This window comes from Streptomyces rhizoryzae, from assembly GCF_023155275.1.
GTDB lineage: Bacteria > Actinomycetota > Actinomycetes > Streptomycetales > Streptomycetaceae > Streptomyces > Streptomyces rhizoryzae.
Window position 1 is genome coordinate 114586 of sequence record NZ_JALMUV010000004.1, and the last position, 25809, is coordinate 140394.

At 77.4% G+C, this 25809-nt stretch carries 7 protein-coding genes and 1 pseudogene; 4 read left to right on the plus strand and 4 right to left on the minus strand.

Going from position 1 to position 25809, the window contains the following annotated elements; all coding sequences use genetic code 11:
• Nucleotides 1-306: 306 nt before the first annotated feature.
• The 4 genes from MUU72_RS05470 (at nt 307) to MUU72_RS05485 (ending at nt 3980) form a co-directional block, all read left to right on the plus strand.
• Entirely contained in the window at nt 307-1023 is a 717-nt protein-coding gene (locus MUU72_RS05470; protein WP_248011963.1) for a S1 family peptidase, read from the plus strand.
• A 164-nt stretch (nt 1024-1187) separates the two neighbouring features.
• The gene (locus tag MUU72_RS05475; protein ID WP_248011964.1) at nt 1188-2183 is read left to right on the plus strand and encodes a LysR family transcriptional regulator; all 996 of its coding nucleotides are present in this window, start codon (nt 1188-1190) and stop codon (nt 2181-2183) included.
• Between the two features lie 290 nt (nt 2184-2473).
• The gene (locus MUU72_RS05480; RefSeq protein WP_248011965.1) at nt 2474-3313 is read left to right on the plus strand and encodes a dioxygenase family protein; all 840 of its coding nucleotides are present in this window, start codon (nt 2474-2476) and stop codon (nt 3311-3313) included.
• Nucleotides 3314-3389: 76 nt separating this feature from the next.
• Nucleotides 3390-3980: a hypothetical protein gene (locus tag MUU72_RS05485; RefSeq protein ID WP_248011966.1), complete on the plus strand. Its 591-nt coding sequence runs from the start codon at nt 3390-3392 to the stop codon at nt 3978-3980.
• Nucleotides 3981-4193: 213 nt separating this feature from the next.
• On the opposite strand, the pseudogene MUU72_RS05490 reads toward MUU72_RS05485, so the two are convergent.
• The 4 genes and pseudogenes from MUU72_RS05490 to MUU72_RS05505 all read right to left on the minus strand — a co-directional run.
• A pseudogene (locus MUU72_RS05490) lies at nt 4194-4469 on the minus strand (hypothetical protein); the annotation flags it as partial.
• 152 nt (nt 4470-4621) lie between these two features.
• The gene (locus MUU72_RS05495; RefSeq protein ID WP_248011967.1) at nt 4622-5128 is read right to left on the minus strand and encodes a GNAT family N-acetyltransferase; all 507 of its coding nucleotides are present in this window, start codon (nt 5126-5128) and stop codon (nt 4622-4624) included.
• A gap of 290 nt (nt 5129-5418) precedes the next feature.
• Nucleotides 5419-5622: an MbtH family protein gene (locus MUU72_RS05500; protein ID WP_248011968.1), complete on the minus strand. Its 204-nt coding sequence runs from the start codon at nt 5620-5622 to the stop codon at nt 5419-5421.
• Nucleotides 5623-5741: 119 nt separating this feature from the next.
• The gene (locus MUU72_RS05505) at nt 5742-25802 is read right to left on the minus strand and encodes a non-ribosomal peptide synthase/polyketide synthase (RefSeq protein WP_248011969.1); all 20061 of its coding nucleotides are present in this window, start codon (nt 25800-25802) and stop codon (nt 5742-5744) included.
• Nucleotides 25803-25809: the final 7 nt, after the last annotated feature.

A 25809-nucleotide genomic window follows, 5' to 3' on the forward strand; every position in this document is an offset into this window, starting at 1 on the left:
TCTGCTCGGTACGGCATCCACTCTGCCCAGGGCCGCTACCGCGGGCCTGCCGCGCGGCTAACGCCCGGCTAACGCAGGGGTGGAGGACCGCCGTGGGGGGAGGGGGCCCGGCCGCTCCGCCGGATGCTCCATAACGTCCGTGTTATGGCGAAGCGTTAGTACTGCGTTCACACCGCCCTGCGCAAGTATGTGCGTGTCCATGGCGAACCGGCCGGTCGTTCCGGCGGTCGCCGTGGGCGCGGCCCCCGAGGCCGTCGGCCCCGTCCCCGCACGCCGACCGCGGTGTGCCTTCCGGATCGAGGAACCTTGCGTATACCCAAGCTCGTGCCCGCGCTCGCCGCCGCGGCGGTCGCCGTCCTCGCCCTCGCCGCCCCCACCGCCACCGCGGCGCCGGCCGGCCCCGGCGCCCCGGGGCCGCGGCCCATCATCGGCGGGCAGTACGCCGACAGCGGCCCCTGGGCCGCCCGGCTCTACGCGAACGGCCAGGAGACCTGTTCGGCCAGCCTCATCGCCCCGACCTGGGTGCTCACCGCCAAGCACTGCGTCGCCGGCGGCGCGCTGTCGTTCCGCATCGGGAGCCTGGACCAGTACAGCGGCGGCACCGTGGCCAACGGCGTGCAGACCTACACCCACGGGGCGGATCTGGCGCTCGTCCGCCTCGACCGCCCGGTGTCCACGACCTATGCCGTCCTCGGCCAGCCGGGCTCGGTGAGCGTCGGGCAGAACGTGCAGGTCTACGGCTGGGGCGCCACCTCCCGGTGCGGTTCGGAGATCAACTGCCAGTCGCGCTACCTGAAGTACGCCGACGTCACCGTCACCGGCGGCTGCACCGACGCCTACGGCGGCTCCGCGATCTGCGCCTCCTGGGGCGACGGCATCACCGCAGGCGGCGACTCCGGCGGCCCGATGATGGCGAACGGGGTCCAGGTCGGCGTCGCCTCCACCAGCGACCGCCAGTCGACCACGGCCTACAGCAACGTGACCGCGTACCGCTCCTGGATCCGGTCCGTCGCGGGGGTCTGACCCCCTGCCGCCGCCGTCCCCGCCGGCACCGGGGCCCGCATCGCGACGCGGTGCGGGCCCTTGCCGCGGCCCGGCCGCCGACCGGGAACCGCGGCCCACGGGCCCGACACCTGAAGTTTCAACAACCTCTTGCCCGCCGTCCCCGTATTGCGCAAGCTCCCTTCATGGAACTGGAGTTACGACATCTGAGGATCCTCCGCGCGATCGCCGACGCGGGCAGTCTGACCAGAGCCGCGACGGCGCTCGGCCTCGCCCAGCCCGCGCTCAGCGCGCAGCTCAGACGGATCGAGCGGGCCTTCGGCGGTGCGCTGTTCGAGCGCGGGCGGTACGGCGTACGGGCCACCGCGCTCGGCGAACTCGTCCTGGAGCGCACCCGGGTGGTGCTGCCGGCGGTGAGCGAACTCCAGCGGGAGGCCGCCCGGTTCGCCCGCACCCGGCGGGAGGCCGCACGCCTGCGGCTGGGCGCCACCCACGGCCCGCTGCTGGGCGCGCTGGTGGACCGGCTCGCCGACGCCGCCCCGGACACCGCGGTCAGAACCCATGTCTCCTGGTCCGAGCGCGAGTTGGCCGAGCTGCTGGCCGAAGGGCGCCTGGACTTCGCGCTCGCCGGGGCCTGCGGGACCGCCCCGCCCCCCGGCGCCCCGCACCTCGCCTGGCGCGATATCGCCGTCGAGCCCATCTTCGTCATGCTCCCCGACAGCCATCCGCGCGCCCGCGACCGGGAGGTCGAGCTGGCCGCCCTGGCCGGGGAGACCTGGGTGTGCGTCCCCGGCGACGGCTGTTTCGGGGACTGCTTCACCGCCGCCTGCGCCCGGGCCGGCTTCAGTCCCCGCCGGATGTACGAGACGGACACCGTCTCCTGCGCGCACCTGGTGCAGGTGGGCCGGGCGGTGGGCCTGTGCCGCGCCACCTTCCCGCCCACCCCCGGCCTGACCACCCGCCCGCTCGCCGGTACGCCCCTGCAATGGCGGCACGTACTGGGCTGGCACCCGGCGCACCAGCGGCCCGACACCGCGGCCACGATGCTGGCCCAGGCCCTGCACGCGCACGCGCGGACCGCGGCGCACTGCGACACCTACACGGACTGGCGGACCCGGGCCGGCCAGGCCGCCCGGCCGGCGGCCCGCGGCGCCGCCGCGCTGGAGGAGGGGGCCGTCTGAGCGCGGCACCCGGGTGGGCGGCGGGGGCCGCCGCAGGCGCGTTTTCCTCCATAACGCCGCCCAGAGGGATCGAGCGGTATCTCGCTGAACCGCCGCCCCCGCCCGTACCGTCATCGGCGGTGACCGCACCGCGGCCGGCCCCGCGCACGGCATCGCGCGGCGTGCGCGCCGGGGCCCGCCCCGTCCGCGCGCCGCCGTGTTCACGGGCCACCGCGGCCGCGCTCCCCGGTCACCTGTCAGGCACGTCCCGTCCCTCTTCCTTCCCTACTCAAGGAGACCGAGGAATCGCCATGACACCCCTCCCCCACCGCGACACCGGCGCCGGCCGGCCGATCAGCCGCAAGAGCCTGCTCAAGGCGGCCGTCGCCGCCGGGGCCGCGGTCCCGCTGCTGTCGTCGGGCACGGTGGCGCTCGCCCGCGACGCCGCCGGCCGCGGACGCACCCTGTCCGCGACGCCCGCCTGCGACGACGGGGACGGCCCGACCCACGACCAGATCGAGGGCCCGTACTTCAAGCCCGCCTCCCCGCTGCGGACGAACCTGGTGGACCCCGGCACGCCGGGCACCCCGCTGACCGTCAGCGGCTACGTCTTCGGCCGCCGCTGCGCCCCGCTCTCCGGGGTGCTGCTCGACTTCTGGCAGGCCGACGACGCCGGCGACTACGACATGGCCGGCTACACCCTGCGCGGCCACCAGTTCACGGCGGCGGGCGGCGCGTTCTCGCTGACCACGATCGTGCCGGGCCTCTACCCGGGCCGCACGCGCCACCTCCACGTCAAGGTGCAGGCCCCCGGCCGGCCCGTCCTGACCACCCAGCTGTACTTCCCCGGCGAACCGCGCAACACCACCGACGCCCTCTTCGACGCGGCGCTGCTGATGAACGTCCGCGGGGCCGGCGGCGGGCGGGAAGGCACCTTCGACTTCGTGCTGGACGCCGACGGGACGCCGGGGCCGGGCGACCCCACCGATCCGCCGACCGACCCGCCCGGCGGCGCCTGGACGCCCGGCCGCCCCTACGCCGCGGGCGACCGGGTCACCTATCAGGGCGGTGCCTACCGCTGCGTGCAGGCCCACATCTCGATGGCCGGCTGGGAGCCGCCCCGCGTCCCTGCCCTGTGGCGCCGCGAGTGACCCCCGCCCCGGGCGGGCGGGGCGGCCGCCGGGGAAATGCCGTGCCGCTTCCCGCCGTTCGTGCCAGGGTGCGGGCATGGTGGAGAGCGGAACGGCGGAGGTGTTCGCGCCCGGGTGGCGGGGTCGGCGGGGGAGTCTCCACGCCTACCGGGTGCGCGGGACCGGCCGCGGCGGGGTGGTGCTGTGGGCCGGCGGTGCCGGTGACGACCCCGATCAGGTGGTGGCGCTGCCGCACGCCGGCGGCCGGCGGGTGCCGGTGTTCGGCACGGTGCGGCAGGCCCGGGTGTACGCCGGCCGGCGGGGGCGGAGGCTGACCACGCCCGAGGCCGGCATGCTGCACCTCGCCCTCGTCGAGCGCTGGTTGGACGCTCCGGAGCGGCGGCGCGTCCCTCCGGGCGCGGTGCTGGAGGCGTGGAACTTCTTCGAGGATCTGGCCCGCGGGCTGGGCGGGGCCGCCACCCGGCTCCCCCGGCCGGGCCCCGCGCAGGACGGCGCCTACGAGAAGCTGTGCGGCGGCGAGTGCACCGCGTGGACCCCCGCCGAGCGGCGCGCGGTGGCGGAGCTGCTCACCGCCGGGGTGGCGCTGTGGAACTCCTGCCCGGTGCTCGTCAAGCCCCGCTCCGGCGGCGTCCTCGGCGGCGGGCGGGGCACCTCCCGGGGCCGGTGAGGCCGCCGCGCCGCGGCGTTGCGGGCCCGACGCCCCCGGACGGGGTGTCGGGCCCGGCGGCTCGGCATCGCCGGCCCGGGGCCGGTGGGGTGGGCTACTCGGTGTCGCGGAGGCGGGCGGCCAGGGCGGTCAGGGACTCGGCCTCGTCGGTGTGGCCGTGGGCCGCGAGCTGGTCGATCGCCGCGTCGAGGCGGGCCAGGGCGGGCCCGGGACGTCCTCCTCGACGGCCCGGCCGATCCACTCCTCCAGGCCGGCCACCTCGGCGAGCCGGCCGAGGACCTGGTGGTCGCGGCCGAGGTCGAAGGGGGCGGCCGCGGCCTTGACCGCCGCCCAGTCGCCGGCTCCGGCCGCCTCCACCAGCGCGTGCACCCGCGCGTCGCCGAGCGCGCGCAGCGGGTAGATGCCGTTCTTCTGCCGGGGCGGGACGGGCAGGGCGTGCGGATCCGCCGCGGGTCTCTCCGCTCCCCTGCCGAACAGCTTGCCGAACATGCCGCGCCCCCTCGTGGTGCCTTCGCGATCTACCGGTGCAGCATAGGCGGACCCACCGACATCGCCTCCACAGGGTTTTCACGGGGTCTTCATGCCTGAGGTGACCGCTGCGGGACGGGTACCGGGCGGGCAGGCCGCCCGGCCCCGGACGGTCAGGCGGTCGGTACGACCAGCATCTTCGTCACCGTGCCGTCCTCCCCCACCACGTCGCGGACGTGCCGGAAGCCCAGGCGGGCGCAGAGTGCGAGGCTGGCGGTGTTCTCGGCGCCCACCATGCCGTAGACCTCGGGGAGGCGCAGGGTGCCGGCGGCGTAGTCGATGAGGCCGCGCACCAGTTCGGTGCCGAGCCCTCTTCCCCAGCTGGGTCTGGTCAGCGCGGCGACCAGTTCGTGGCCGTCGACGTTGCCGGTCTTCTTGACCTCGGCGTGGCCGACGTAGCGGCCCTCGGACCAGACGGCCCACACGTCGAACCGGGCCTTGGGGTAGACGTCGTCGAGGATCGCCCGGAACACCGTCCGGATCTCCTTCTCGGGCGCGCGTTCCTGCCCCATCCAGCGGCAGACCGCCTCGTCCCGCAGGAGGGCGACGAAGGCGTCCTCGTCCCCGGGGCGGTAGGGGGTGAGCACCAGGCGGTCGGTGTGCACGGTTGTCGGGGTCATACCGGAAGTCCCGTCTCGTGGTGGGCGGGAGGACGTCCGGAGGGGGTGCGGTGCCGGTCCGGGCCGCCGCCCGGGCACCGCCGCGGCGGTGTGCGGACCGGTGTGCCCGGTGGAGCCCCCGTGCTCCGCGCTTCCCCCGCCGTGGTGGACGTATCGGTGCCGCGCCCGGGTGCCTGGCCCGGGCGCGGGGTGTGCGGTGGTGGTGCCGAAGGGTGCCGCGGTGCGGCGGTGGCGGTCCGTGCGGGCCGGCCCGGCGGCGGCCGGGCGCGGGCCCGCACGCGGCGGCCGGGTCAGGCGCCGGCCTGCTCCATCCGCTCGCGCAGGCTGCGCGGGCGCATGTCGGTCCAGACCTCGTCCACGTAGGCGGCGCACTCGTCCTGGGTGCCCTCCTTGCCCACCGCTTCCCAGCCGGCGGGGATCTCCAGGTCCGCGAGCCACAGCGAGTACTGGTCCTCGTCGTTGCGCAGCACCTGGTAGCGGGCGTTCTCGTCCATCTCGGGTCCTCCTGTTGGGGGTTGGGTGTCCATACGGTGCGCGGGTGCCGGCGGGGCGGGGCCGGGCGCCGGGGCGCGCGGGCCCTTGCCGTAGGCCGTGCCCACGCCGGACGCGCCGGTCATACGCTGTCCCGGGCGTGCCGGGCGAGCTGCCGCAGGGTCAGGGCGAAGTCCCCGGCGACCGCCCGGACGGTGGCCTCCTCGTGGACGCCGGGGCGGTAGTGCCAGGTGAAGGCGAGCCGGCCGTCCTGCACCGCGCCGACCACCTCCAGCAGGTGGGAGCCGCCGTCCCGGGGGTCGTGGTCCCGGCCGAAGGAGCCGTGTTCGGCGCGGACGAGCGCGCCGCCGGTGCCGTCGGGCCGGGCGTCCCACTGGCCCAGGTAGTTGAAGACCAGCTGGCCGCCGCCGGTGCCCGCCAGGCGGGCGCGGGCCGCCGCCGAGCCGTGGGTGCGCAGCGCGCCGTAGCCCAGGCCGTTGCCGGGTACCGCGCGCAGCTGCCGGCGGACCGCCTTGACCAGCGCCCGCCAGTCCCGGCCGGGTCCGGCGGCGGCCGGGTCGGGGACGCGCAGGCCCACCGGGTGGACGGTGGTGAACCAGCCGACCGTGCGGGACAGGTCCACACCGTCCAGGAGGTCCTCGCGGCCGTGGCCTTCGAGGTCCACGCAGACCCGCTCGCTGCCGGTCCAGCGGGCCAGGGCGAGCGCCAGGGCGGCCAGCAGGACGTCGTTGATGCGGGTGCGGTAGGCGAGCGGGGCGGCGCGCAGCAGTGCGGTGGTGTCCGGTCCGTCCAGTGCGACGGTGACCGTGCGGGACGCGCCGCCGGGGGTGCCCGGGTCGTGGTCCACGGGCAGCGGGGCGGAGGCCACCGCCTCTTCCCAGTACGGCAGTTCGTGGTCCAGGCCGCCGTCGGCGACGTGCGCGGCCAGGCCGCGGGCCCAGTCGCGGAAGGCGGTGGTGCGCGGGCCGAGGTCGACCGGGTCGCCCGCGGCGGCCTGCCGGTAGGCGGTCTCCAGGTCGTCCTGGAGGATGCGCCAGGACACCGCGTCCACGACGAGGTGGTGGGCCACCAGCAGCAGGAAGGCGGGGCGGTCCGGGCCGCCGGTGAACAGCGCCGCCTTGAACAGCGGCCCACGGCCGAGGTCGAAGCCGGTGTGCAGCGCGTCGGCCGCCCGCTCCATGGCGGCGTCCGCCTCCTGCGGCGACCGGCCGGTCAGGTCGTGCCGGACGAGGAGGTCCTCGGGCTCGGACGGCGGCGGGGTGTGCTGCCGCCACCGGCCGTCCTCCTCGGTGAACCGCGTCCGCAGCGCGTCGTGGTGCTCCAGCAGCGCGGCCAGCGCGGTGCGCAGCGCCGACTCGTCGGGGGCGCCGGCCAGTTCGAGCAGCGCCGACTGGTTGAAGTGGTGGCGGTTGGCGCGCGGGCCGGTGAGGAACCACTCCTGGATGGGGGTGAGCGGCAGGTCCCCGGTGACCGGGCCGGTGTCGGCGCGGTCCCGGCCGGTGGTGACGACGGTGGCCAGCGCGGCGACCGTCTGGTGGGTGAACAGGTCCTTGGTGGCCAGGTGGAGTCCGTCCCGGCGCAGCCGCGAGACCACCTGCATGGACAGGATGGAGTCGCCGCCGAGGTCGAAGAAGTTGTCGTCGGCCCCGACGGTGTCGAGCCCGAGCACGTCGGCCCAGACGCCGGCGATCCGGCGTTCGGTGTCGGTGCGCGGCGGGACGTGCGGGGCCGCGGTGGCGGCGGCCGGGCCGGGGTCCGGCAGGGCCCGCCGGTCGGTCTTGCCGTTCGGGGTGAGCGGCAGCCCGGCCAGCGGGACGAACAGCGCGGGCACCATGTGCGGCGGCAGCAGGCGGGCCAGGTGGTCGCGGAGCGCGGGGACCGGCAGCGGGTCGGGGGCGCCGGGGGCCGGGACGACGTAGGCGACCAGCCGGCCGGGGCCGTCGGCGGGCCGTCCGTCCCGGCTGCCGGACCGGACCGCGACCGCCGCGTCGCGCACCAGCGGGCTGCCGCGCAGTGCGCTCTCGATCTCCCCGGGCTCGATGCGGAAGCCGCGCACCTTGACCTGGTCGTCGGCGCGGCCGGCGAACCGCAAGTGGCCGTCGGCGTCCCACCGCACCAGGTCCCCGGTGCGGTACATCCGGGCGCCCGGGGGGCCGTAGGGGTCGGCGAGGAAACGGCTCGCGGTCAGGCCCGGGCGGCCGTGGTAGCCGCGGGCGAGGCCGGGCCCGGCCACGTACAGCTCGCCGGTCACGCCGACCGGTACCGGGCGCAGCGCGGCGTCCAGGACCTGGACGCGGGTGCCGGCGGCGGGGCGGCCGATGGGCGGCGGGCCGGCCGCCGGGGCGAGCGGGCCGGTCCAGGTGGCCACCACGGTGGCCTCGGTCGGACCGTAGGAGTTGATCATGCGGCGGCCGGGGGCCCAGTGCGCCACGAGGTCGGCGGGGCACGCCTCCGCGCCGACGATCAGGGTGCGCAGGCAGGGGAGTTCGGCGGCCGCCCCGGGCGGCACGGTGGCCAGCGCCGCGGGCGGGACGAGGGTGTGGGTGATCCGCCGTCCGGCGAGGACCTCGGCGAGCCGTTCGCCGAGCAGCGGGCCCTCCTCCCCCGCGACCAGGGTGGCGCCGGCCAGCAGCGAGACGCACAGTTCCAGGACCGAGGCGTCGAAGCTGGGCGAGGCGAACTGGAGGACCCGGTCGCCCGGGCGGACGTCGTACCGGGCGGCGGCGGCCGCGGCGAAGCCGGCCAGGCCGGTGTGTGGGACCACCACCGCCTTGGGCGTGCCGGTCGAGCCCGAGGTGTACAGGACGTAGGCGGGGTGCGCGGTGGTGAGCGGGGCGCGGCGGTCGGCGTCGGTGGGCGCGGTGTCGGGGCCGTCCGGGTGCCAGACGGCGGCGGGGTCGTCGAGGACCAGGGTCGCCGCGGCGTCGCGCACCATGAAGGCGCGGCGGTCGGCCGGGTAGGCCGGGTCGACGGGCAGGAAGGCGCCGCCGGCCTTGGCGACCGCCAGTTGCGCCACGACGGTCTCCGCGGAGCGGGGCAGCGCCACCGCCACCACGTGCTCCGGGCCGACGCCGCGGGCGATGAGGTGGTGGGCGAGCCGGTTGGCGGCCCGCTCCAGTTCCGCGTAGGTCAGCTCGCGGGCGCCCGCGGTGAGCGCCACCGCGTCCGGTGTGCGGGCCGCCTGCCGCCGGAACAGCTCGCCGAGGGTGGCCGGGGGCACCGGGCGGTCCGTGCCGCGGCCGTCGGCCAGCAGCCGCCGGAGTTCCGCGCGGGGGGCCAGCGGCAGCGCGCCGAGGGGGCGGTCGGGGTCGTCGGCGACGGCGGTCAGCAGGGTGGTGAGCTGGTCCGCGATCCGCTGGGCGGTGGCCGCCTCGAACAGGTCGGTGGGGTAGGTGAGCAGGCCGTGCAGGGCGCCGGAGTCCTGCTCGGCGAATTCCAGGGTGAGGTCGAACGCGGCGCGGTGGGTGTCGGTTTCGATGTCGCTGACCTGGAGGCCGGGCAGGTCCATGGCGGCCCCGGGGGCGTTCTGGAGGACGACCATGGCCTGGAAGAGCGGGGTGCGGCTGGGGTCCCGGTCGGGCTGGACCTCGTCCACCACCCGCTCGAACGGCACGTCCTGGTGGGCGAAGGCGGCCAGCACCGTCTCGCGCACCCGGGCCAGGAAGGCGGGGAACGGCAGGTCCGGGTCGGCGTCGGAGCGGAGCACCAGGGTGTTGACGAAGAAGCCGATCAGGTGCTGGGTCTCGGCGCGGTCGCGGCCGGAGGTGACGGTGCCGACGGCGATGTCACGCCGGCCGGAGAGCCGGGCGAAGAGCGTCTGGGCCGCGGCGACCAGGGTGGTGAACAGGGTGGTCCCGCGGGCCCGGCCGACCTCCGCCAGGCGGCGCGCGGTGTCCGGCGGGAGGACCAGCCCGACCGTGGCGCCGTTCCCGGTCCGCACCGCGGGGCGCGGCCGGTCGGTGGGGAGCTGGAGGGGTTCCAGGCCGGCCAGGTGGTCGCGCCAGTAGGCCAGTTGCTGCTCCGCCTCGGTGTCCTGGGCGGTGCGCTGCCAGTACGCGATGTCGGCGTACTGGACGGGCAGCGGCGGCAGGGCGGCGGTGGGGGCGCCGGTCGCGGCGCGGTAGAAGTGGGCGAGGTCACCGGTGAGCACCGCGGTCGACCAGCCGTCGGTGACGATGTGGTGCAGGGTCAGGGTCAGTACGTGGTCGTCGTCGGCCAGCCGGATCAGCCCGGCCCGCAGCAGGGGGCCGCGGCGCAGGTCGAAGGGGCGGGTGCGCTCCTCGGCGAGCAGCCGGGCCAGCCGCTCCCGGCGGGCCGCGGCGGGCAGCGCCGACAGGTCGCGCAGCGGCAGCGGGACGTCCTGGGGCGGGTGGATGATCTGGACGCCGCGCCCGTCCACGGTGTCGAAGGTGGTGCGCAGCGACTCGTGCCGGGCGGCCAGCGCCGTCAGTGCGGTGCCGAGCGCGGCGGGGTCGAGGCGGCCGCGCAGGCGCAGGGCGAGCGGGGTGAGGTACTCGGTGCCGCCGGGCTCGAACGCGTCGAGGAACCACAGGCGCTGCTGGGCGTAGGAGAGCGGCGGCGGGGTGTCCCGGGGGGCGGGGGCCAGGGCGGTGGGGGCGGCGGTGCCCGGGCCGCTGAGCAGCGCGGCGAGCGCCTCGGGGGTGGGGTGGGTGAAGACCGCCCGCGGGGTCACCTCGGTGCCGAAGACCTCCGCGAGGCGGGCGGCGAGCCGGATGCTGAGGATCGAGTCGCCGCCCAGGGCGAAGAAGTCGTCGCGGACGCCGACGTCCTCGACGCCGAGCACCTCGGCCCACACCTGTGCGGTGCGGCGTTCGGCGCCGGTGCGCGGGGCGACCGGTTCCGGCCGGTCCGGGGCGTCCCCGGGTGCGGGCAGGGCGGCGCGGTCCACCTTGCCGTTGGGGCTGAGCGGCAGGGCCGGCAGCGGGACGAACGCGGTGGGCACCAGGTAGTCGGGGAGGGCGGCGCGGGCGTGGGCGCGCAGCGCCTCGGTGTCCAGGCCGTCGCGGCCCACCACGTAGGCGACCAGGTGCCGGGCGCCGGAGCGGGCGGTGCGCGCCACCACCGCCGCGTCCGCGACGCCGGGGTGGGCGGCGAGGACGGCCGCGACCTCGCCGGGCTCGACCCGGAAGCCGCGGATCTTGACCTGGTCGTCGGTGCGGCCGAGGAACTCCAGCGTGCCGTCGGGGAGCCGGCGGGCCAGGTCGCCGGTGCGGTACATCCGGGAGCCGGGCGGGCCGAACGGGTCGGCGGGGAACCGCTCGGCGGTGGCGCCGGGGCGGCCGAGGTAGCCGCGGGCCACGCCCTCGCCGGCCAGGAAGAGTTCGCCGGCGGTGCCCGGCGGCACCGGCCGCATCCGGGCGTCGAGGACGTGGGCCCGCATGTCGTCCAGCGGCCGGCCGATCGGGACGGTGGCGGGGACCTCCGCCGGGCCGGTCAGGGCGTACGAGGTCGCGAAGGTGGTGGTCTCGGTGGGGCCGTAGCCGTCCACCACGCTCAGGCCGGGGCAGGCGGCCAGCACCCGGCGGACGGCGGCGGCCGGGACCACGTCGCCGCCGGTCCACACCTGGCGCAGTCCGGTGAGGCAGTCCGGCGCGTCCTGGGCCAGCAGCCGGAAGAGGCCGGCCGTCAGCCACAGCGCGGTGACCGCTCCCCCTGACGCCAGCCGGCGCAGCAGCGCGGCGTCCACCGCGCCGGGCGGGGCCACCACCACCCGGCCGCCGCCCAGCAGCGGCACCCACACCTCGAAGGTGGCGGCGTCGAAGGCGACCGGCGAGTGCAGCAGGACCGCCTCGAAGGCGGGCCCCGTGAAGCGGCTGTCGGTGGCCAGCGCCGCCACGTCCCGGTGGCGCACCCCGACGGCCTTCGGGGTGCCGGTCGAGCCGGAGGTGAACATCACGTAGGCCAGCCGGTCGGGGTCGGCGGGCGGCAGCGGCGGGGCGGCGGCCGGGTCGGCGGTCCGGGCGGCCAGCACCTCGGCCGCGGTCAGGTGGACGGTCGCCCCGGCCTGGTCGAGCAGCAGCCGGCGGCGCGCCTCGGGGGCGCGGCCGTCCACCGGGACGTAGGCGCCGCCGGCCTTCAGGACTGCGAGCTGGGCCGCCACGAGGGCCGCGGAGCGGTCCAGGTGGAGCGCCACCCGGTCCTCGCAGCGCAGTCCGCCGGCCCGCAGGGTGCCCGCCAGACGGCCGGACCAGTCATCGAGTTGACGGTACGTCAGGTCGGTGCCGGCCTCGGTGAGCGCGACCGCGTCCGGGGTGCGGCGGACCCGCTCGGCGAAGAGGTCCACCGGTGAGCCGCCGGGGGCGGGGCGGGCGGTGGTGTTCCAGGCGCGCAGCACCTCCCGGTCGGCCTCGGTGAGCAGGTCGAGGTCGTCGAGGGTGCGGGCGGTGCCGTCGGCGAGCGCGGTGAGCAGGGTGGACAGCCGCCGCGCGGCCCGCTCGACGGTGGTGCGGTCGAAGAGCGCCGGGTCGTAGGCGAGGTCGAGGCCGAGGCGGTCGGCGAGGTAGGCGCGCAGGCACAGCGGGAAGGTGGTCGCGTCCTCGGCGCGGACGTCCTGGACGTGGATGCCGGCGCAGGCCGTGGCGGCCTCGTCGAAGGGGTAGTTCTCGAACACCACCATGCTGTCGAACAGCGGCTCGCCGGGCGGCAGCGGGGCGAGGGCCTGGATCCGGGCGAGCGAGAGGAAGTCGTAGCGCCGGGCGTCGCTCTGCTGCTCCTGGAGCGCGCGCAGCCAGGGCAGGACCGCGGGGGCGCCGTCGGTGCGGACCCGGGTCGGCACGGTGTTGATGAACATGCCGATCATCGACTCCACACCGGGGAGTTCGGCCGGGCGGCCGGAGACGGTGGTGCCGAACACCACGTCGGTGCGGCCGCTGTAGCGGGCCAGCAGCAGCGCCCAGGCCCCTTGCACCACGGTGTTGACGGTCAGTCCGCCGGCGCGGGCGGTCTCCCGCAGCCGGGCCGAGACCTCCTCGTCCAGCTCCAGGTGGACCGCCTCGGTGGAGCGGGCGCGGTGCGCCTCGACCGGCGGCCGGTCGTACGGGAGCGGGGTGCGGGCGGTGCATCCGGCGAGGACGGCGGCCCAGTGCTCCTCGGCGGCCGCGGTGTCCTGGCCGTCGAGCCACTCCAGGAAGTCCCGGAACGGCCGGCGGGCCGGCGGGCGGACGGCGCGGCCCCGCACGTCCGCCGCGTACTGCGCGCAGACGTCGGCGAAGAGCGCGCCGGTGCTCCAGCCGTCGAGCATCACATGGTGCGAGGTCCACACCAGCACGATCTCGTCGCCGGGGAGCGCGGCCACCGCCAGGCGGCTGAGTGGTGCGGTGGCCACGTCCAGGCCGGCCGCCCGGTCCTCGGCGAGCAGGCGGTCCAGCGCGCGGTCGCGCTCGGCGGGGGTCAGGGCGCGCCAGTCGTGGTGGGTGACCGGCAGCACGGCGCGCCGGTGGACGACCTGCACCGGGTGCGGCAGACCGCGCCAGTGGACGCTGCTGCGCAGGGCGGGGGTGCGGTCGGCGACGGTCTGCCAGGCGGCGGCGAACGCCCGCGGGTCGGCGACCCCGGCGATCCGCAGCACGCTCCGGTCGAGGTAGGAGCCGTCCTCGCCGACCAGGCCGTGGAAGACCATGCCGGCCTGGAGCGGGGTGAGCGGGAGGACGTCCGCCACGTCCCGTCCGTCGCCGGCCACCAGGTCGACCTGGCGCTGGTCGAGCCGGGCGAGCGGGAAGTCGGAGGGGGTGCGGCCGCCGGCGTCCGGACCGGCGCAGTGCGCGGCGATCCCGGTCAGCGCCGCGAGGGTGTCCTCGGCGAGGCGGCGCACTGTGGCCTCGTCGTGGCGTTCGGGCGCGTAGGTCCAGGCCAGTTCGAGCCGGCCGTCCTGGACGGCGCCGGTGACCTCCAGGAGGTAGCCGCGGGGTTCGGCGGGGTCGGTGTCCCGGCCGGCCGGGGGCAGGGCGGCGCGGAAGGGGCCGGGCGCCTCCGGGCCCTCACCGGCGGCCGGGTCCCACCGGCCGTGGTAGTTGAAGCCGATCCGCGGGGCGGGGGCTCCGGCCAGCGGGCTGCCGGGCAGCAGGTGGCGCAGGGCGCCGTAGCTCAGGCCGCGCCGCGGGACGGCGCGCAGCTGCTCCTTGACGGAGCGCAGCGTGGTGCGCCAGTCGGCGTCCGCGTCGACGGTCAGGGCGAGCGGGAACTCGGCGGTGAACCAGCCGACCGTGCGGGACAGGTCCAGGTCGTCGAAGAGGTCCTCGCGGCCGTGGCCCTCCATGCCGATGAGCACGGTGTCCCGGCCGGCCCAGCGGGCCAGGGTGCGGCCGAGGGCGCTGAGCAGGACGTCGTTGACCTGGGTGCGGTAGGTGTCGGGGACCTGCCGGAGCAGGGCGTCGGTGGTGGCCCGGTCCAGGCGGACGGTGACCGTGGCGGCGGTGGCCGCGGTCGCGGGGCGGTCGGTGGCGGGGTGGTCGGCGGGCAGGTCGGCGGGGACCTCCCCGGTGCGGGTCCAGTACGCCAGGTCGCCGTCGAAGCCGCCGGAGCGGGTGTGCTCGGCCAGGCGGGCCGCCCACCGGCCGGGGGCGGTGCCGGCCGGGGGCAGGGCCGGCGGGCGGCCGGCGGCGGCCTGCCGGCAGGCGGTCGCCAGGTCCTCCAGCAGGATCCGCCAGGACACCCCGTCGATGACCAAGTGGTGGGCGGTGAGCAGGAGTTGGGCGGGGCGCTGCGCGCCGCGGTCGAAGTACAGGGCGCGCACGACCCGGCCGGCGGTGGGATCCAGGGAGGTCTGGGCCGCGGCGGCGGCGCGCTGGACGGCGTCCTCGGCCCCCGCGTCGTCCAGGCCGGTCAGGTCGTGGCGGGTGAAGACCTCGCCGGGGGCGGCGGGCAGTACCTCCTGGTGCCAGGCACCGCCGGTGCGGCGGAAGCGGGTGCGCAGCGCGGGGTGGTGGGCGACGAGCGCGTCCACCGCGTGCCGCAGCGCCGGTTCGCCGGTGCCGGGGGCGAGTGCGAGGCGGTGGGTCATGGTGAAGCGCAGGGCGTCGCCGGGGCGGCGGTGGTCGAGGTACCAGCGCTGGATCGGGGTGAGCGGTGCCGGTCCGGCCGGGGCCGGCGCGGCGTCGGCGGCGGCCGGCGGGTCCACCGGGGCGGTGCGCAGGGCGAGTTCGGCGACGGTCTGGTGGCGGAAGACGTCCTTGGAGGTGAGGGCGTATCCCGCGCGGCGGGCCCGGGAGACGATCTGGATGCTGAGGATCGAGTCGCCGCCCAGGGCGAAGAAGTTGTCGTCCACCCCGACCCGGGGCACGCCCAGCACCTCCGCCCAGATGGCGGCGAGGGTCCGCTCGGTGGCGTTGCGCGGGGCGGTGTGGCGGACTCCGGTGGCGGGCTGTTCGGGCGGGGCGGGCAGCGCGCGCCGGTCGGTCTTGCCGCCGGTGGTGCGGGGGATGCGCGCGAGCGGTACGAAGACGGTGGGGACGAGGTGGTCGGGCAGGGTGCGGCGCAGGTGGACGCGGAGTTCCTCGGCGGACGGCGCGGTGGGCCCGGCGGGCACCAGGTAGGCCACCAGCCGGGCCCGGCCGCCGTCCTCCCTGGCCGCCACCGCGGCGTCCCCGACGGCGGGGTGGTCGCGCAGGGCGGCCTCGACCTCGCCGGGCTCGATGCGGAAGCCGCGGACCTTGACCTGGTCGTCGGCGCGGCCCAGGAATTCCAGCAGGCCGGCGCCGGTCCAGCGCACGCGGTCGCCGGTGCGGTACATCCGGGTGCCGGGCGGGCCGAACGGGTCGGCGAGGTAGCGGCCGGCGGTCAGGCCCGGCCGGTTGAGGTAGCCGCGGGCGGTCTGGGCGCCGGCGAGGTACAGCTCGCCGGGGACCCCGGCCGGGACCGGCCGCAGCGCGCCGTCCAGGACGTAGGCGCGCAGGTTGCGGCCCGGCCGGCCGAGGACCGGGCGGCCGGGGTGGTCGGTGAGGCGGCCGTAGACCGCGTCCACGGTGCACTCGGTGGGACCGTAGACGTTGTAGGCGGTGACGCCCTCGGCCGCCCGCAGCTCCCGCCACAGGGCGGTGCCGACGGCCTCGCCGCCCACCAGGACGAGGCGGGGCCGGTGGTGGTCGCCGTCGAGCAGCCCGGCGGCGAGCAGTTCGGGGAGGAAGGACGGGGTCACGTTGACGACGTCCAGGCGGTGTTCGGCGACCCGGCGGACGAACGCGGCCGGGTCGAGGCGCTCGTCCTCGTCGAGGAGGTGGACCTGCTGGCCCAGGGCCAGCATGAGCGGACCCTCCCAGGAGGTGTCGAAGGAGAACGCGGCGCTGAGCGCGAAGCGCAGCCGGCCGCCGCCGGTGGTGTGCGGCGCGACGAGCCCGGCCCGGTGATCGTGGCAGAGGTTGACCAGCTGGCGGTGTTCGACGGCGACGCCCTTGGGGCGGCCGGTGGAGCCGGAGGTGTAGACGAGGTAGGCGGTGTGGGCGGGGTCCAGGGGCGCGGTGCGGTCGGCGTCGGTGGGGTTGTGGGCGGGCCGGTCGCCGAGCGGGGCGGCGCGCAGCGCGTCGGCCGTCAGGACGGTGTGCGGGGCGGCGTCGGCGTGCAGGAACGCCACGCGGTCGGCGGGGAGTTCGGGGTCGAGGGCCAGCAGGGTGCCGCCGGCCTTGAGGACGGCCAGCAGCGCGACCACCGCCTCCGAGGTGCGCGGCAGCTGGACGGCGACGACCCGCTCGGGGCCGGTGCCCTGCGCGATGAGGTGGTGGGCCAGCCGGTTGGCGCGTGCGTTGAGGGTGGCGAAGTCGAGGGTGGCGTCCCGGGCGACCAGGGCGGTGGCGTGCGGGGTGCGGGCCGCCTGCTGCTCGAAGAGGTCGACGAACGTGGTGTCGGGGACGGGCAGACGGGCGCCCTGCCCGTCGCGCAGGAGCCGGTGGCGCTCCGCGTCGGAGAGCAGCGGCAGCGCGCCCACCGGGCAGCCGGGGTCCTCGGCGACCGCGGCGAGCAGCCGGCGCAGCCGCTCGGCGGCGCGTTCGGCGGTGGCCGCGTCGAACAGGTCGGTGTTGTACTCGACGAAGCAGGTCAGGCCGGAGTCGCGGGCCACGAAGTCGAAGGCGAGGTCGAACGCGGCGTGCCGGCCGGACGGCTGGACGGTCCGCACGTCCAGGCCGGGCAGCCGCGGGGGCTCGGCGCCCACGTTGTGCAGTGCGACCATGACCTGGAACAGCGGGGTGCGGCTGGTGTCGCGCTCCGGCTGGAGCACGTCCACCAGCCGCTCGAAGGGCACGTCCTGGTGGGCGAAGGCGTCCAGGACGGTGGTGCGCACCTCGGACAGCAGCGCGCTGAACGGCTGGTCGCCGGCCACCCGGCTGCGCAGCACGAGGGTGTGCACGAACATCCCGACCAGGTGCTCCAGTTCGGGGTGGTCGCGGCCGGCGGTCACGGTGCCGACCGCGATGTCCTCCTGGTCGGCCCAGCGGGCCAGGAGCACCTTGGTGGCGGCCAGCAGCGTCATGTAGAGGGTGGCGTCGGCGCGGTGGCCGACGGCGCGCAGCCGGTCGGTGAGCGGGGCGGGCAGGGTGAACTCCAGCACCGCGCCGCCGGTGGTGCGCACGGCGGGCCGGGGCCGGTCGGTCGGCAGCTCCAGCGGTGCCACACCGGCCAGTTTCGCGGTCCAGTAGCCGAGCTGGCGGCGCTCGGTCTCGTCGGCCCGGGCGCGCTGCCAGGCGGCGTAGTCGGCGTACTGCACGGGCAGCGGGGGCAGGTCGGGGCGGCGGTCCGCCAGCGCGGCGGCGTACAGCTCGCCGAGGTCGCGGCCGAGGACGGCGGTGGACCAGCCGTCGGTGACGAGGTGGTGCATGGCCAGGGTGAGGACGTGCTCGTCGCCGGCCAGCCGGATCAGGCGGGTCCGCAGCAGCGGCCCTTCGGCGAGGTCGAAGGGGGTGGCGCCCTCGCGGTCCAGCAGGGTGCCGAGCGCGGCCTCGCGGTCCGCCGGCGGGGTGTCCGAGAGGTCGTCCAGCGGCAGGTCCACCGGCCGGGGGGCGTGGACGGTCTGCCGGGGGCGGCCGTCCCGCTCGGTGAAGGTGGTGCGCAGCGGTTCGTGCCGGGCCACCAGGCCGTTCAGGGCGGTGTGCAGGGCGGGCCGGTCGAGCGGGCCGCGCAGGCGCAGCGCGAAGAAGGTCAGGTAGGCGGTGCCGCCCGGCTCGAAGGTGTCCAGGAACCACAGGCGCTGCTGGGCGAAGGAGAGCGGCAGGGCAGCGGTGCGGTCGGCCGGCGGGATCGGGTCGTGCCCGGCCGGGCGGCCGGCGGCCGGTGCGGGCAGGGCGGCGGCCAGGGCCTCCAGGGTGGGGTGGGTGAACAGCAGCCGGGGGGAGACGCCGGTGCCGAGCGCCGCGCGCAGCCGGGAGGCGACGCGGACGGCCAGGATCGAGTCGCCGCCCAGGGCGAAGAAGCTGTCCTCGGTGCCGATCTCCGCCCCGGCGCCGCCGGTTGCGGGCTCCGCGGGCCCGGGCGCTCCGGTCCCGCCGGTGCCGAGGACGTCGGCCCAGACGCGGGCGACGAGCCGCTCGGCGGCGGTGCGCGGTGCGGTGCGCCCCGCGCCCGCGGCGGCGTACCCCTCGGGCCCCGGGGCGGGCAGCGCGCGGTGGTCGAGCTTGCCGTTGCGGGTCAGCGGCAGCGCGTCCAGGGTGACGTAGGCGGCGGGCACCATGTGGGCGGGCAGGGTCCGGGCCAGGTGGGCGCGGAGCGCGGCGGGGGTGGGTGCGGGGCGGCGGGCGGCGGGGACGACGTGGGCGACCAGGCGCCGTGCGCCGGGGGTGTCCTCGCGCACCGTGACCGCGGCCTCGGCCAGGTCCGGGTGGGCGGTCAGCGCGGCCTCGATCTCGCCCGGTTCGATCCGGAATCCGCGGATCTTGACCTGCTGGTCGGCGCGGCCCAGGTATTCCAGCGTGCCGTCGGCCCGCCACCGGGCGCGGTCGCCGGTGCGGTACATCCGGGTGCCGGGCGGGCCGAACGGGTCCGCGACGAACCGGGCGGCGGTCAGGCCCGGCCGGTTGAGGTAGCCGCGGGCCAGCCCCTCCCCCGCCACGTACAGCTCGCCGGCGGCGCCGGGCGGCACCGGCCGGAGCCGGCCGTCGAGCACCCGCACGCGCAGGTCGGACAGGCCGCGGCCGATGGCGCTGCCGGCGGCCCGGGCCGCGGTGGCGCGGTCCAGCGGGGCGTAGGTGACGTGCACCGTGGTCTCGGTGATCCCGTACATGTTGACCAGGAGGGGCGCGGTGTCCGGGTGCCGGGTGTACCAGTCGGCGAGCCGGGCCGGGTCCAGGGCCTCGCCGCCGAAGACGATCCGGCGCAGCGCCAGCCGCCGCCCCACGTCGCGGTGTTCGGCGTCGGCACGCATCAGGGGGTAGAAGGCCGAGGGGGTCTGGTTGAGCACGGTGACCCGCTCGTCCGCCAGCAGCCGCAGGAAGTCCTCCGGGGACCGGGCCACGTCGTGCGGGACGACGACGAGGCGGCCGCCGTGCAGCAGGGCGCCCCAGATCTCCCAGACGGAGAAGTCGAAGGCGTAGGAGTGGAACAGCGTCCACACGTCGTCGGGGCCGAAGCCGAACTCGCCGCGGGTGCGGGTGAACAGCCGCACCACGTTGGCGTGCGGGACGACGACGCCCTTGGGGCGGCCGGTGGAGCCGGAGGTGTAGATGACGTAGGCGGGGTGCTCCGGCAGGGGGCGGCGGGCCGGGTCCGGGCCGGTGGCGGGGCGCCGGTCCAGGTCGGCGCGGACCCCGGGGTCGTCCAGGAGCAGGCGGGGGCAGGTGCCGGCGGTGCGGGGCCCGGGGCCGGCGGTGGTCGTGGTGACCAGCAGGACCGGCGCCGCGTCGGCGAGGAGTTCGGCGACCCGGGCGGCGGGCAGGTCGGGGTCGAGGGGGAGGTAGGCGGCGCCGGTCCTGAGCACCGCGAGGAGCGCCACGACCAGGTCGGTGGAGCGGGGCAGGGCGAGCGCCACGAAGCGCTCGGGGCCGGCGCCGCTCTCGGCCAGCCGGTGGGCCAGCCGGCCCGCCTCGGCGTCGAGTTCGGCGTAGGTCAGGGCGCTGCCGCCGCAGGTCACGGCGGTGGCGCCGGGGGTCCGCGCGGCCTGCTCGGCGAACAGGTCGACCAGGGTCGCGGTGGGCCGGCCGCGGTCGGTGCCGTTCCAGTCGGTGAGGACCCGCCGGCGCTCCTCGGCGGTGGTCCAGGGCAGGTCGCGCAGCGGCCGGTCGTCGGCGAGGCCGGTGAGGAGCAGGCACAGCCGGTCGGCGAGGGCGCCGGCGGTGGCCGGGTCGAAGCGGTCCGGGTCGTAGGCGAGGTCGAAGCCGAGGCGGTCGGTGTGGTGGGCCCGCAGCACCAGCGGGAAGTTGGTGGTGTCCCGGGAGGCGACGTCGAGGATGCGGACGCCGGCGCCGGCGGTGCGGGCGTCGTCGAACGGGTAGTTCTCGAACGCCACCATGGACTCGAACAGCGGGGTGCCGGCCGGGACGTCGCCGAGCGCGGTGAGCCGCGCCAGGGAGACGGTGTCGAAGCGCCGGGCCTCCACCTGGGCGTCCTGGAGGTCGCGCAGCCAGGCGGCGGCCGGGCGCCGCTCGTCCACCCGGACGCGGGTGGGCAGGGTGTTGATGAACATCCCCACCATGGACTCGGCGCCGGGCAGGTCGTCGGGGCGGCCGGCGACGGTGGTGCCGAACACCACGTCCGGTTCACCGCTGTGGCGGGACAGCAGCAGCGCCCAGGCGCCCTGGACGACGGTGTTGAGGGTGAGGCCGTGCCGCCGGGCGGTGTGCACCAGGCGCCGGGACGCCTCGGGGCCCAGGCCGCCGGTGCGCACCGCGGCGGAGCGGGCCCGGTGGGCCTCCCGGGCGGGGCGGCCGCCGGGCAGCGGGGTGGGGGTGGCGAAGCCGGCGAGGACGGCTGCCCAGTACTCCTCGGCGGCGCGGCCGTCCCGCGCGGCGAGGTGGCGCACGTAGTCGCCGAACGGGCGGCGCACGGGCGGGGCCGCCGGGCGGCCGGTGGTGAGCGCGGCGTACTCCTCGCACACCTCGGTCAGCACCTGCGCCAGGCTCCAGCCGTCCAGGATCAGGTGGTGCGAGGTCCACAGCAGGCGCAGCCGGCCGGCGGGCAGCCGGATCAGGGTGAGCCGCATCAGGGGGGCGGCGGTGAGGTCCAGGCCGCGTGCCAGGTCCTCGTCCCGGACGCGGGCGAGCGCGGCGGCCTGCCGGTCCTCGTCCAGGTCGCGCCAGTCGAGGTGGGCGGTGGGCACGGTCGCCCGCCGGTGGACGATCTGGAGCGGTACCGGTACGCCTTCCCAGACGACCGAGGTGCGCAGCGCCGGGGTGCGGTCGGTGACGCGCTGCCAGGCACGGGCGAACGCCTCGGGGTCGGCCACGCCGTCCAGCAGCAGGCTCGCCTGGTCGAGGTAGACGTCCTCGGGGCCGCCCACCAGGCGGTGGAAGAGCATGCCTTCCTGGAGCGGGGTGAGCGGGAGGAGGTCCTCGACCGTGCGCCCGTCCCCGGCCAGGCGGTCCACCGCGGCCTGGTCGAGCCGGGCCAGCGGGAAGTCGGCGGGGGTGCGGCCGCCGGCGTCCGGGCGGGCGCAGTGGGCGGCGAGGCCGGCCAGGGCCTCCACGGTGCCGTCCGCCAGGGCGCGGACGGTCTCCGCGCGGTGGATCCGGTCGCTGTAGTGCCAGGTGAACTCCAGTACGCCGTCGGTCACCGCGGCGGAGATGTCCAGCAGGTGGTCCAGGGGTTCGCCGGGGGCGGTGTCGCGGCCGGGGGTCTCGCCGGCGGGCGCGAAGTCCCGTCCCGGCGCGGTCTCCCACTGGCCGTGGTACGTGAAGCAGACCTGCGGCAGCGGGTGTGCGGCGAGGGCGCGGGCGGCCGGGTCGGGTGAGCCGAGGCGGGCCAGTGCCTCGTAGCCGAGGCCGCGGCGGGGGACGGCCCGCAGGCGCTCCTTGACGGCCTTGAGGGTGGCGCCCCAGTCCGGTGCCTCCGGGGGGCCGGCCGGGGTGAGGGTGACGGGGTACTGGGTGGTGAACCAGCCGACGGTACGGGACAGATCGGGGCCCTGGCCGCCGGGCAGGTCCTCCCGGCCGTGGCCCTCCAGCGCCACCGTGATCCGGTCGCTGCCCGCCCAGTCGGCGAGCACCCGGCCCACCGCGCTGAGCAGGACGTCGTCCATGCGGGTGCGGTACACCGCGGGCACCCGGCGCAGCAGCGCCTCGGTGGTGGCGCGGTCGAGGCGGGCGCGGACGGTACGGACCGAGCCGGCGAGCGCGGTGCCGGGGGTGTCCACCGGGAGCGGGGTGCGCGCAGCGGCGCACTCGGCCGTCCAGTAGGGCAGGTCGGCGTCGAACGCGCCGTCGCGGACGCGGTCGGCCAGTTGCGCGGCCCAGGTGGTGAACGGGGTGGTGGCGGGCTCCAGGTGGACGGGTTCGCCGGCGGCGGCCCGGCGGTAGGCGGTCTCCAGGTCGGCGAGCAGGATGCGCCAGGAGACGCTGTCGACGGCCAGGTGGTGGGCGGCCAGGAACAGCTGCGGGCGGTCGCCGGGGGCCGCGGGGAGGAGGACGGCGCGCAGCAGGGTGCCGGTGGCGGGGTCGAGGGCGGCGCGGGCCGCGTCGGCGGCGGCGGTGCGCGCGGTGTCGCGGGCGGCGCCGGGGGCGGCCGGCAGCGCGGGCCGGGCCAGCAGACCGGGCGGGACGTCGGTGCGGGGCTCCTGCTGCCAGGTGCCGCCGGTGCGGGCGAAGCGCATGCGCAGCGCCGGGTGGTGGGCGGCCAGGGCGTGCAGGGCGCGGTCCAGGGCGTCGGGGTCGGCGTCCGGCGGCAGGTCCAGCAGCATCGACATGCTGAAGTGCCGCAGCGGCCCGTGGGCGGCGAAGAACCACTCCTGGATGGGGGTGAGCGGCGCCGGCCCGGTGTGGTCGGCCGGGCGGGGCTCGGGGGCGGTGGTGGTGCGGGCGCCGGCGGCGGCGGCCAGTTCGGCGACGGTCTGGTGCCGGAAGACGTCCCGGGAGGTGAGGTGGAGCCCGGCGGCGCGGGCCCGGGAGACCGCCTGGATGCTGAGGATCGAGTCGCCGCCGAGTTCGAAGAAGTTGTCGGTGGCGCCCACCCGGGCCAGGCCCAGCACCTCGGCCCAGATACCGGCCAGGGTCCGTTCGGCGTCGGTGCGCGGGGCGGTGAACTCCCGTTCGTCGCGGTCGGCTTCGAGGTCGGGGGCGGGCAGCGCGCGGCGGTCGAGTTTGCCGCTGGCGGTGAGCGGCAGCGCGTCCAGCACCACGTAGGCGGTGGGCACCAGGTGGCCGGGCAGGGTGCGCCGGAGGGCCTCGCGCAGCGCCGCGGGCGCGGGCCGGGCGGCGCCGGCGGCGGGCACCACGTAGGCGGCGAGCCGGGCGTGGCCGTGGGCGTCGGGGACTGCGGTGACGGCCGCCCCGGCGACGTCCGGGAGGGCGGTGAGCGCCGCCTCGACCTCGCCGGGCTCGATGCGGTGGCCGCGGATCTTGACCTGGTCGTCGGCGCGGCCGAGGTAGTCGAGCCGGCCGTCGGCGGTCCAGCGGGCCAGGTCGCCGGTGCGGTACATCCGGCTGCCGGGCGGGCCGAAGGGGTCCGCCAGGAACCGGGCGGCGGTCAGGCCGGGGCGGCGGTGGTAGCCGCGGGCGACCTGGTCGCCGGCGAGGTACAGCTCCCCGGCGACGCCGGGCGGCACCGGCTGGAGCCGGCCGTCCAGGACGTGGGCGCGCACGTTGGGCAGCGGCCGGCCCACCAGGGGCCGCCCGCCGCCCTCGATGCGGCCGGACAGGGCGTCGACGGTGCATTCGGTGGGGCCGTAGAAGTTGTACGCGGCGACGTCGGGCAGCGCGGCGAGGTCCCGCCACAGGGCCGGGTCGACGGCCTCGCCGCCGAGCATCAGCACCCGGGGGCGGTGGCGGGGGTCGGTGAGCAGTCCGGCGGGCAGCAGCTGGCGCAGGTAGGAGGGGGTGAGGTCGAGGAAGTCGATGCGGTGCTCGACGACGTACTCGACCAGCGCGGCCGGATCGAGCCGGGTCGCCTCGTCGACGAGGTGCAGCCGGTGGCCGTCGGCCATCAGCAGCACGCCCTCCAGCGAGGTGTCGAAGGAGAACGACGCGGTCAGCGCCGTGCGCAGCGGTCCGCCGCCGGCGTCGGCGACGAAGCCGCGCCGGTGCCCGGCGAGCAGGTTCATCAGGGAGCGGTGGGCGACGGCCACGCCCTTGGGGCGGCCGGTGGAGCCGGAGGTGTACAGGACGTAGGCGGTCGTCCCGGGGAGCAGGGGTGCCGGGCGGTCGGCGTCGGTGGGGTCGTCGGCGCGGCCCTCGGCGGGCACCTCGCGCAGCGCGGCCTCGTCGAGGACCAGCAGCGGGTCGGCGTCGGCCAGCAGGAACCGCGTGCGCTCCGCGGGGAGTTCGGGGTCCAGCGGCAGGTAGGCGGCGCCGGTCTTGAGGACGGCGAGCAGCGCCACGATCATCTCGGCGGTGCGCGGCAGCGTGACGGCGACGAGCCGTTCGGGGCCGGCGCCGCGGGCCAGGAGGTGGTGGGCGAGGCGGTTGGCGCGGGCGTTGAGCGTGGCGTAGTCCAGTACGGTGCCGCCGGCCACCAGAGCGGTGGCGTGCGGGGTGCGGGCGGCCCGCTCCTCGAGGACGGCGGGGTAGGTGGTGGGCGCGACGGGCAGCGCGGTGGCGTTCCAGTCGGTGGTCTGCCGCCGCCGCTCCCGCTCGGACAGCAGCGGCAGTTCGCCCAGCGGCCGGTCGGGTTCGGCCGCCGCGCCCTGGAGCAGGCGGACGAGCTGGTCGGCCATCCGGGCGGCGGTCGCGGCGTCGAAGAGGTCGGTGCGGTACTCCAGCAGGCCGCTCAGCCCGTCGCCGTCGGGGACGAATTCGATGCTCAGGTCGAAGGTGGCGGCGCGGCGGGGCACGGGGACGGTGCCGGTGGCCAGCCCGCGCACGGCGGGCGGCGCGGGCGGCTGGGGGTGGAGCAGGACCATCGCGTCGAAGAGCGGGTTGCGGCCGGCTTCGCGGGCGGCCCCGGCGGCCTCCACGACGCGTTCGAAGGGGAGGTCGTCGTGGGCGAAGGCGTCGAGGACCGCGGTGGCGGAGGCGGCCAGCAGGTCTCGGTAGGAGCGGGCGGTGTCGACCGGGGCGCGCAGCACGACGGTGTTGACGAACAGGCCGACGGCGCGCTCCAGTTCCGTGCGGCCGCGGCCGGGGGTCAGCGAGCCGACGGCGATGTCGTCCTGGCCGGACCAGCGGGCCAGCAGGGCCTGGCAGGCGGCGGTCAGCGCGGCGAACAGGGTGGTGTGCTGCGCGGTCGCGACCTCGCGCAGCCGGGAGGCGGTGGCGGGCGGGACGTGGAAGGGGTGCACCGCGCCGGCGCCGGACTCCGCACCGCCGCGCGGGCGGTCCAGCGGCAGCTCCGGCGGCACCAGGCCGTCCAGTTGCTTGGCCCAGTAGGCGCGCTGCTCCTCCAGCAGGGCGCCGGAGAGCCGTTCGCGCTGCCAGACGGCGAAGTCCGGGTAGGCGGTGGCGGGCGGGGCGGCGGGCGGCTCCTCGCCGTGCGCCAGGGCGTCGTAGTGGGCGCAGACCTCGTCCAGCAGGACGCCCATGGACCAGCCGTCGGTGACGATGTGGTGGGCGGTGAGCAGCAGGACGTGGTCGTCGGCGGCGCGGCGGAGCAGCAGGGCGCGCAGGAGCGGGCCGGTGCGCAGGTCGAAGGGGCGGGAGTAGGCGTCGAGCAGCGCCTCGTCCAGCTCCCGGTCCAACGCCTCACCGGACGGCGCGTCCTGACTGGCCGTCAGTTTCTGTAACGGCAGCGGGACGGGGGCGGCCGGGTGGACCACCTGGTGCGGCCGGCCGCCGTCCTCGTCGAAGGTGGTGCGCAGCGCCTCGTGCCGCGCCACCACGGCGTCCAGGGCCGCGGACAGCGCGGCGCGGTCCAGGGGGCCGGTCAGCCGCAGGGCGACCGCGCTGTTGTAGCGGGCGTCACCGGGCCGGAGCCGGTCCAGGAACCACAGCCGCGCTTGGGCGAAGGAGAGCGGCAGGGGCCTGGACCGGTCCGCCCGCGGGATGCCGGGCCGGGCCGCGGCGGCCGGCGGGGCCTGTCCGGCCAGCCGGCGGCGCAGCGCCTCCCGCAGGTGGGGCGGCAGGGCCGCGGCACGGTCCTTCTTCGCGTCCGGGGACGTCATGTCGTGG

What these genes read in the sequence shown, in the direction of transcription:
- MUU72_RS05475 (WP_248011964.1), top strand. Translation starts at nt 1,188, where the DNA reads ATGGAACTGGAGTTACGACATCTGAGGATCCTCCGCGCGATCGCCGAC.
- MUU72_RS05480 (WP_248011965.1), top strand. Translation starts at nt 2,474, where the DNA reads ATGACACCCCTCCCCCACCGCGACACCGGCGCCGGCCGGCCGATCAGC.
- MUU72_RS05485 (WP_248011966.1), top strand. Translation starts at nt 3,390, where the DNA reads ATGGTGGAGAGCGGAACGGCGGAGGTGTTCGCGCCCGGGTGGCGGGGT.
- MUU72_RS05495 (WP_248011967.1), bottom strand. Translation starts at nt 5,128, where the DNA reads ATGACCCCGACAACCGTGCACACCGACCGCCTGGTGCTCACCCCCTAC.
- MUU72_RS05500 (WP_248011968.1), bottom strand. Translation starts at nt 5,622, where the DNA reads ATGGACGAGAACGCCCGCTACCAGGTGCTGCGCAACGACGAGGACCAG.
- MUU72_RS05505 (WP_248011969.1), bottom strand. Translation starts at nt 25,802, where the DNA reads ATGACGTCCCCGGACGCGAAGAAGGACCGTGCCGCGGCCCTGCCGCCC.